We start from the raw sequence: 7,559 nt of genomic DNA, 5'->3' as shown, positions 1-7,559 counted from the left end.
TTATAGCTGCCGGTTTCAATATCTGCCGCCAACCACGACAACGTTAGTATAGTTTGTTCAATATCCGCAATAAGTTCTTCTTTTTTCATTGTATCGTATTTTTCAATAAAGATAGATAGGTATTTTTCTTTAAAAGTGGTTTTAAAAGTCATTGTTAGGGGGCATTTAGGACAAATTTTATTATGTTTACTTTAATTAATTACAATAAATATTATGGTACAAATAGGCCTTTTATTAACAAAAAAACATAGGCTATTAAGTATAGCGGCTATCCTGGATGTTTTTGAAACAGTAAATAAGTTTTATAGCAAGACCGAAGAATCCGTTCCTTTTAATATAACGCTGCTACATACCAACGATAATCAATATGATCGTACGGATATGATAATGAATTATTCGGCGGAAGATATCAAAGCTGCGCCGCTTAAGGAATTGATATTAGTGCCGGCTTTTAATACGGATGATATGGAGCAAACCATAGCAGATAACCGGGTGTTTATCCCCTGGCTCATACAACAATATAAACAGGGGGCGCATATAGCTACTTTTTGTACGGGTGCTTTCTTGTTAGGTGCTACGGGATTACTTAACGGGAAAATTGCCACAACACATGTAGATGCCTGCAATGGTTTTGCTACAGCTTTTCCTGATGTTAAGTTACGATCTGACAAAACACTTACCGAAGACGGCCGACTATACACCAGCGGAGGGGCAACTTCAACCTTTCATTTACTGCTGCATATTATTGAAATGCATTGCGGGCGCGATATTGCTGTGCGGGCGGCAAAAATATTTGCTATTGATATTAACCGGGATAACCAATCGCACTTCAGTACCTTTCAGCCTGTGCGTAACCACCACGACGAACTGGTGGCCTCTGCGCAACAAAAAATTGAGAGCCGCTATAACGATGCAGAGACTATTGAGGAGATAATAAAAGATATTCCTGCCAGCAGGCGCAATATGGTGCGCCGCTTTAAACAAGCCACCGGCATGACGCCCATTGAATATCTGCAACAAACACGCATAGAAGCCGCTAAAAAGTTATTAGAACAAACCAGCCAGCAAATGACAGAAGTTATTTATAACTCAGGCTATAACGACCCTAAAGCGTTTAGAAAAGTATTTAGAAAGGCCGTTGGGATGACACCATCAGAGTATCGGGAAAAATTCCAGCTTAATTGATTTGTCAGCTGTGTTGCATCGTAACTTGTAAAAAGCAAGCCTAACTAAGCCCAAGTTTATCTAATTTTTCATTGTTTTTGCGCGACATCTCGTCAAGTTCTGCTGCGCATTGATTTAATAAGGAAAGATACTCTGCCTTCTCTTCGCTATTGGTTGACTCTTGCAACAAATCAACCAGGCTAATAATAGAGCATAAAGGCTTGCGCAGTTCATGTGAGTTTGACCAGGCAATATCTAAAAGTGTTATATTATGTTTTTTTAATTTTTCAAGTGCGTCATTTAACTTTTGTTCCTTATCTAATAGCTCCGTGAGGTCAGTAGCCATTACCATTTTAGATTTTTTATTGTTAAAAGTAACGTAGTGCGATATTATGGATACTTTAAAAAATTCGCCGTTGGCTTTAATATGCTCCCAGGTTCCGGAATAATTAATGCCATACTTGTTTTTTTTAATCTCCTTTTTTACCTTTTCCCGGTCATGTTCAGAGCGAATATCAAAAATGGTCTTACTTAAAAACTGCTTACGTGTATAGCCGTATGTTGCAATGGCTGCATCGTTTACTTTTATAAATTTAAACGTTTCAATATCATAAATCCACATCGGGTTGGGATTTGATTCAAATAGTTGACGATATTCTTCTTCTGATTGACTAAGCTTACGTTGTTGCCTTTTTATTTCTATATACAATATTATTGTTATAATTATTACAAAAGTTACATCGTTTAGCTCCCTTACCAAATCTTGTTTATAAGTATCCGAGTGGCCTAATAACAAGATTATTACAGGATCACTTAAAAATGCCCACGCAATACCTGTTAGCAAAAAAGCAATAGGAATTTTAATAGATTTTAACATTAAGAATAAATAGTACTGTCGTTATACGACACGTTTAGGATATTGGTTTACAAAGTATACTTTAATTTTATTTAAAACAAAGTACTTTTTGATTTAAATCAATTTATTGAATGAGGGTATTGCTTAATTTAAAATATAATGCGGCTATGGGTAATTTGTTTTATCTAACAATATCTGATTATAATTATGAATGATTATACTGGCCAACAGGTAGACAGACAACCGTGGCAGCAGGAGATGGCCCTTACCGCATTATTGTACAGGACGAGAAAAAATTTTCCCGCTGTGTAAGGCAAGTAGTAAGTTTACGCGTAGGATCGGCTAAATAGCTGTTAAAAACGGGTATAAAAAGTAAGCTGAGCTGCATTGTTAGACACGCTGCCTGTTGCATTCTTGGTAAATTGATTTAAATACCCAACCTCCATATCAAACTTGGTGCTAAAGCGGTAACCAATAGCTGCCGCGGCACGGTTTTGATCAAACATACTGCCATTAAGCTGATCTTTATTTTGCAGGTTTACAAATATCTCATTTTGCAAGGCGGTATACATGCCGTTTTTAAACGTGGACTTTTGTTTAGCCAGAGGAATTATGGCCCTTATAAAGTATTTAAAACGCTGCGAAAAAAGATCAGAATTACCCGGCCTTTCAATAAAACGTTGCTCTACACGGAAACGGTGGGTAATGGCTATTGCGCCAACGTATTGTTTATGAATAAACTGTTCGTAAATATCATGTTCTGTTACGTTAGGCTTGCTGGTATGGGTATAGGTATCATTTAATACATAACCTAAGCCTATGGTGTTGATAAAATTCTTGTCTAAACCATATAATAAAGCAGGTCTGAATAAGGTATACTTTAAAAAAGTAACATTATTTGACGATCTGAACTGCATATCATATTGCATTTCCCATTTGTTATTAAATTTAGTGGTGTTGAAAAATGAGCTCCACATGGAATGTTCAACAGTTTGAGCGAAGGATAATGCAGGAAATAACAATAACAGAATAAATAAAAGCTTGCGCATAGTTTTGTGGCGGCAATAATAGCAAGATTTAATAAATATTCGGAGTTAATTTTCATGGCACCTGCGCAGTTTATCGGCAATAACGGCTTTATCCGCCGCAGATCTTGTTAATTTTAAAGCGGTTTTAAAGTGGGTTATGGCTTTAGCCGTATCTTCCTTTAAATATAACTCACCCAACAGCGAGTGGTATAGGTGATTATCTTTAAGATTTAACTTTTCGGCTTCCACTATAGCCTGTGCAGTACCATTGGCCCTGGCCAATGCGTAAGTGCGGTTTAACGCTGCCATAGGCGAGTATTCTATTTGCAACAGGCGGTTATATAATTGCAAAATACTTTCCCATTTTTCGTCTGTATCGGCTCTATTGGTATGCCAGTAGGCTATACCTGCTTCTAAATGATATTTAGAAAGCTTATCGCCCTGCGATGCCATATTTAAATAATAGGTGCCTTGTTCAATCAATTCGGTGTTCCACAATTTAATATCCTGGTCGTGGTATAAAATGGTTTCTCCATTTTGGCTGATACGCGCTTCAAACCTTGACGATTGAAAACACATCAGCGACATTAACGCATTTACGCCGGGCAGGTTGGTTGATGCATTTTCAATTAATATATGTGTTAAACGCATAGCTTCCAGACAAAGATCTTGTCGTATAGTAATATCCTGCCCAGACGAGTAATAACCCTCATTGTACAAAAGATATAAGGTTGTTAAAACAGTTTCTAAACGCTTGTCAATCTCAACAGGTGTGGGGAATTCAATTTTTACCCTTTCACTGCGTAATTTTTCTTTGGCCCTGAAAAGCCGTTTGTTAATAGTTTCCTTATTGGTTAAAAATGCAGTAGCTATTTCATTAATACCAAAACCACAAAGTATGCGTAACGCCAGGCCAATTTGTGCTTCGGGGGGTATAACCGGGTTGCATATAGCAAACAACATTTGCAACTGGCTGTCAATAATGTTTTTTTCAGAAAGGTCTATCTCAATCTCGTCAACCACAGCTGTTTGGTAATTTAACTGCTGAACTATTTTTTGGTTGAAAATAGTATTGCGCTTAAAGTAATCTTTAGCTTTATTTTTAGCGGCGATGTATAGCCAGGCGGTAGGGTTTTCGGGCAGTCCCTTTAATCCCCATAGCTCTGACGCCAATAAAAAAGTATCGCTCACTATATCTTCCGCTATCTCTATATGTTCAATACCGAACAGTTTACAAAGCACAGCCGTAATTTTACGGTACTCTGTGCGGAAAAGATGAGGTATTAATTCCTGTTGCTGCATACAAAAAAAGCCTTTGTAAAAATACAAAGGCTTTAAGTTTTTTCTGTGATTACATGGGGTTAATTTCCCTAACCTCTACATTGCCGCCAACCAATAGTATCGGGCAGTTTTTAGCCATCTCGGCCGCTTCCTCCAGCGACTCGGCCTTTATTAAAGTGTAGCCACCTATAAGTTCCTTAACTTCGGTATAAGGCCCATCGGTAATTACATTACCGGGGGTTACAACCTTGCCATCGGCATGTAAGCGGTTACCGCGATCAATAAGCTTGTTTTGGGCGGCAAAATTCCCGATCCAGTCCATCCATTTTTTCATCATGGCCTGCATTTCTTCGGGCGAGCCTTGTGGCATAGCCTTGAAGTCATTTCTAAATACTAATAAAAAGTCTTTCATGTTATTAAAGTTTAATTGTTAAAACCCAATGACGATCAGGCAAAGCAAAATTGGACAAACAAAGAAATATTTTTTTTAAACCCATCACCCAATATTATAGTTTGATATATATTGCAGGATAACAAGTTTTTGATAAATTTAAAAACTAAATTATGGAATTAATGAAACAACTTACCCCAATTGTTTTATTGCTGGCATTAGCAGCATGTGGCCGAGGATCATCGCCCGAAGGAAGAGCCGAATTGCGGCGCCAAATCATACAAAGAAAACTGGATAGTGTTATGCTACAAAATAAAGCTATTTTAGATAGTATACGCCTGATCAATAAAGAAATACGGGTGCTTAAAAGCAAGTAGAGCTTAACCTTGCAAGGATAAATATGAAACAACAGCTTGTTATTATCTTGTTGTTAGCTTTAACTGCTTGCGACAAACCAATAACGCCTAAAAGCGTAGCCCAAATAAAGCGGGAAGAAAGGCGAAGAAAGATGGACAGCGTAGTATCGCATGACAGTGCCATATTAGTTAACAGCCGCTTGACCAATCAGCAAAAATCTATATCTCAAAATTACTCCGGAAAAGCAAAACTTATTAATGTTACAGCAGTGACTAAACATGTTGGCCAATTTATGACTGTACAATGTAAGCCAGAATCTTTTATGATTTTTGAGGATAAAGATAGGGGAGCTATTCTTTTTTGCGACAAACCGCATTCAGACACAACAATATTTCAAATCTATTTTTATCCAAAGATGGTTTACTTGTTAAAGAATGCGTTGCATAATCGTATTACCGTATCTGGAAAGATTGAAGACTTGGAAGAAGGACCAGTCATTCGAATAACTGATCCTAAACAGATTCAAATTATTAATGCTTATTCAAAGTAATTAATCAGCCGTTCCATAACCTCCAACCATTACTAAAAGTCTTTTAGGACCAGCTGATTTTGAAAGAAACAATGTCCACCATCCACCTTCTCCGTAATTTGAAGAGTTTATAATTAAATCAGGAATACCATCTTTATCAACATCACCTATAAAATCTATACTGGTTGGAAAACCGCTATCATAAAAATCGTTATGGACAAGTAATTGTTTAAAATAGTACCCTTTTGCTTTTCCGGTTATATATAAATTATAATCTTTTACATAAGACATGTCCTGACCTTCAGGAACATGGCCTGTAGCATAAAATGTATATTGATTATTATTATAATAAAATGTTCTTGGCTTGCCCGGAATTATCTGATCATCAAAATTTATTTTTTTAACAGGGCCATTTATCAAATCAGGTAAATTAGCAACAAGAAGTATACTAGGGTCTTTATTGTCAGTTTTTACCATGTAATTTCCCTCTGTGTTTTCATCACTTACAGTTTCGGGCATAAATTTTACCTTAACTTTAGCATCTTTGAGATAGAATTGCCCTTTTTGCTCAAAAAAACCTTTCCAAGCATATTTAGTGTCGTTAGCGGTTATTGAGCCATCTACACATTCTCCTTCAATAATAAACCTTGCATCATTAGTCGTATCCCTTTCAACTCTCGAAAGAATTTTGATCGTATCGCCGTTTACAGTGTCACTTTCTATTATTTGTCTGTCACTTACAATAGTATCACCTTCAATGGTATGGGATGTTTTTTTAGATAGTCCTGTTAAACTATTAGCATGAACATTATTGTCAGCTGATTTTTGTTTACAAGAAAAAAACAATATGATAATGGCATAAATATAGTACCGCATATAATCTTACTATTTATTTGAAACTGTTATAGAAACGGACATAATTTTAATCGTTATAACCTGTTTTATATAATAAAATTTAAGATATTAATTTTTAATGAGATAATGTTTTTTCAAATATCAAACCCCAAACAACAAAAGTTACAAGTCCGGTTATTTAGCCCACGCTGCTCCCTCCGGTGTACGTCTCCATTTAAAATATTCATCCAATACGTTAAGCGACGAAGCACTTGGTACCGGGCCGGTATGGGTAGTTTGGCTAAAATACATTAGTGTAGGGTTTTTATCGCTAAAGGCCGGCCATGTGGTTACACCTGCACCGTTGGGGTCGCCGTATTTGGCGAAGTTGGTCCAATAAGTACCCATTTTATCAGATATTTCCAGGTCGGTTTTACTGGTTTGCGGACTATTGGGGTTAATCACACCAAAAACGTAGGCCACTTCCTGACCGTGCGGCGAACCATATCCTGCGCGTGGTGACGTGGCAGGATAATCAGGATGCTGATCAAAATAATAATAAAACACTTTTGATTTACCTTTATTGGCCTGCAGCCGTGCCCAGCTCCAGGTATGCCAGCCAAAAGCAGCGTCGCGGGCAAGGTCGCGGGCGGTTTTAGCAACTGCGCCGGTACCCGGGGGATAGGCTTTTATCAGATCATAAGCAAATTTGCCGTAACGGGCCTTAACCCCTGTTATATATTCTTCCTGTGTTTTAGGTGGCGAGAAACTGGCGCCCTCGTCAGAATTATAGCCCACTAAGATGGGCGTTTCATTGTATTTACCTGCCTCGTATAGTTTGTATTGGTCATCGGGTATAACATAACCATCAATAATGGGCCACGTAAGCCCGCGAACGCCGGGTAATTTATCCGCATCCACTTTTCTTAGGTCGGCTATTGAATTATAGCCTGCGTTTTTAGCATAAGCTTCGCCCGCAGCTTCGGCATCTTTCAATACTTTTAAATTTTCGCCGGGATAGGTGGTAACCCGTGGCGGACCAAACGAGCCACCGCTTTCGGAAATGGCACCGCTAAATAAACCTTTTGCTAATGGCGATGCGCAAAGCTCACTTACCGC

At 37.8% G+C, this 7,559-nt stretch carries 9 protein-coding genes; 3 read left to right on the top strand and 6 right to left on the bottom strand.

The genetic code is table 11. The features are described from left to right. The first annotated feature begins 213 nt into the window (after positions 1-213). Positions 214-1,185, top strand: a complete 972-nt coding sequence (locus ABI367_RS16555) for a GlxA family transcriptional regulator (protein ID WP_462227681.1) — start codon at positions 214-216, stop codon at positions 1,183-1,185. A 40-nt stretch (positions 1,186-1,225) separates the two neighbouring features. Here the strand turns inward: ABI367_RS16555 and ABI367_RS16550 are convergent, their stop codons facing one another. From ABI367_RS16550 to ABI367_RS16535, 4 genes are all read right to left on the bottom strand, one after another. Continuing rightward, on the bottom strand, positions 1,226-2,041 hold the full coding sequence (locus ABI367_RS16550) for a PAS domain S-box protein (protein WP_462227680.1): 816 nt from the start codon (positions 2,039-2,041) through the stop codon (positions 1,226-1,228). Between the two features lie 332 nt (positions 2,042-2,373). Continuing rightward, positions 2,374-3,069, bottom strand: coding sequence for a DUF2490 domain-containing protein (locus tag ABI367_RS16545; RefSeq protein ID WP_462227679.1), 696 nt, complete (start codon positions 3,067-3,069; stop codon positions 2,374-2,376). 45 nt (positions 3,070-3,114) lie between these two features. Continuing rightward, positions 3,115-4,350: an RNA polymerase sigma factor gene (locus tag ABI367_RS16540; protein WP_462258101.1), complete on the bottom strand. Its 1,236-nt coding sequence runs from the start codon at positions 4,348-4,350 to the stop codon at positions 3,115-3,117. A 49-nt stretch (positions 4,351-4,399) separates the two neighbouring features. Continuing rightward, positions 4,400-4,741, bottom strand: a complete 342-nt coding sequence (locus tag ABI367_RS16535) for a YciI family protein (RefSeq protein ID WP_462227677.1) — start codon at positions 4,739-4,741, stop codon at positions 4,400-4,402. Positions 4,742-4,893: 152 nt separating this feature from the next. Between ABI367_RS16535 and ABI367_RS16530 the strand changes: the two genes are divergently transcribed. Continuing rightward, the gene (locus ABI367_RS16530) at positions 4,894-5,097 is read left to right on the top strand and encodes a hypothetical protein (RefSeq protein ID WP_462227675.1); all 204 of its coding nucleotides are present in this window, start codon (positions 4,894-4,896) and stop codon (positions 5,095-5,097) included. A gap of 23 nt (positions 5,098-5,120) precedes the next feature. Further along, complete coding sequence (locus ABI367_RS16525) at positions 5,121-5,627, top strand: hypothetical protein (protein ID WP_462227674.1); 507 nt, start codon at positions 5,121-5,123, stop codon at positions 5,625-5,627. Here ABI367_RS16525 and ABI367_RS16520 read toward each other — a convergent pair whose 3' ends face one another. Beyond that, the gene (locus tag ABI367_RS16520; protein WP_462227673.1) at positions 5,628-6,482 is read right to left on the bottom strand and encodes an integrin alpha; all 855 of its coding nucleotides are present in this window, start codon (positions 6,480-6,482) and stop codon (positions 5,628-5,630) included. A 153-nt stretch (positions 6,483-6,635) separates the two neighbouring features. Beyond that, positions 6,636-7,559: carboxylesterase family protein (locus ABI367_RS16515; RefSeq protein ID WP_462227672.1), on the bottom strand; the 924-nt coding region annotated here is incomplete at its 5' end.

This window comes from Mucilaginibacter sp. (genome assembly GCF_039935595.1).
Lineage (GTDB): Bacteria > Bacteroidota > Bacteroidia > Sphingobacteriales > Sphingobacteriaceae > Mucilaginibacter.
This window is presented reverse-complemented; position numbering and strand designations above follow the sequence as displayed.

Bases quoted from the DNA above. Each gene is read 5' to 3' on its own strand.
- ABI367_RS16555 (WP_462227681.1), top strand. From the start codon at position 214: ATGGTACAAATAGGCCTTTTATTAACAAAAAAACATAGGCTATTAAGT.
- ABI367_RS16550 (WP_462227680.1), bottom strand. From the start codon at position 2,041: ATGTTAAAATCTATTAAAATTCCTATTGCTTTTTTGCTAACAGGTATT.
- ABI367_RS16545 (WP_462227679.1), bottom strand. From the start codon at position 3,069: ATGCGCAAGCTTTTATTTATTCTGTTATTGTTATTTCCTGCATTATCC.
- ABI367_RS16540 (WP_462258101.1), bottom strand. From the start codon at position 4,350: ATGCAGCAACAGGAATTAATACCTCATCTTTTCCGCACAGAGTACCGT.
- ABI367_RS16535 (WP_462227677.1), bottom strand. From the start codon at position 4,741: ATGAAAGACTTTTTATTAGTATTTAGAAATGACTTCAAGGCTATGCCA.
- ABI367_RS16530 (WP_462227675.1), top strand. From the start codon at position 4,894: ATGGAATTAATGAAACAACTTACCCCAATTGTTTTATTGCTGGCATTA.
- ABI367_RS16525 (WP_462227674.1), top strand. From the start codon at position 5,121: ATGAAACAACAGCTTGTTATTATCTTGTTGTTAGCTTTAACTGCTTGC.
- ABI367_RS16520 (WP_462227673.1), bottom strand. From the start codon at position 6,482: ATGCGGTACTATATTTATGCCATTATCATATTGTTTTTTTCTTGTAAA.